Origin of the sequence: Pectobacterium sp. CHL-2024, from assembly GCF_044751765.1 — a bacterium.
Lineage (GTDB): Bacteria > Pseudomonadota > Gammaproteobacteria > Enterobacterales > Enterobacteriaceae > Pectobacterium > Pectobacterium brasiliense.
Window position 1 is genome coordinate 1 of the sequence record NZ_JBIXKO010000051.1, and the last position, 919, is coordinate 919.

A 919-nucleotide genomic window follows, 5' to 3' on the forward strand; every position below is an offset into this window, starting at 1 on the left:
CATCTGGCCTACGTCATCTACACCTCCGGCTCCACCGGTAAACCCAAGGGCGTCATGAACAGCCATCGCGGACTCTGCAACCGTCTCGTCTGGATGCAGAACACCTATCGTCTCACCCACGATGACCGCGTCCTGCAGAAGACCCCCTTCAGCTTCGACGTCTCCGTCTGGGAGTTCTTCTGGCCCCTGCTCTACGGCGCACGCCTCGTCATGGCACGTCCCGACGGCCACAAGGATGCCGCTTACCTCGCGCAGCTCATCGAGCGCACCGGCATCACCACCCTGCACTTCGTCCCCTCCATGCTCCAGCAGTTCGTCCAGTGGGCCGATGCAGACTGTGCCTGTGACTCCCTGCGCCGCGTCATCTGCAGCGGCGAAGCCCTCCCTGCCGAACTCCAGCAGCGCTTCTTTGCCCGCTTCAACGCCCAGCTCCATAACCTCTATGGCCCCACCGAGGCCGCCATTGACGTCACCTTCTGGGCCTGTCAGCCTGACGACCACCGCAGCTTTGTGCCCATTGGCCGCCCCATCGCCAATACCCAGCTCTACATCCTCGACGCCCTCGGCCAGCCCGTGCCCCTCGGCGTCGCCGGTGAGCTCCATATCGGCGGCGTCGGCGTCGCCCGCGGCTACCTCAACCGCCCCGACCTCACCGCCGAGCGCTTTATTCCCGACCCGTTCAGCAACCGACCCGGCGCCCGGCTCTACAAGACCGGTGACCTTGCCCGCTGGCTGCCCGACGGCAGCATCGAGTACCTCGGCCGTAACGACTTTCAGGTCAAGCTGCGCGGCTTCCGTATCGAACTCGGTGAAATCGAAGCCCGCCTCATGCAGTGCCCCGGCGTGCAGGAGGCCGTTGTCGTCGCCCGTGAAGACAGCCCCGGTGATACCCGGCTGGTCGCCTACCTCTGTCCGCAGC

Annotated in this window: 1 protein-coding gene; it reads left to right on the plus strand. The window is 65.4% G+C overall.

The genetic code is table 11. The features are described 5' to 3' along the window. A partial coding sequence (locus ACIPUG_RS21430; protein WP_400340123.1) for an amino acid adenylation domain-containing protein occupies window positions 1–919 on the plus strand: 919 nt, incomplete at both ends.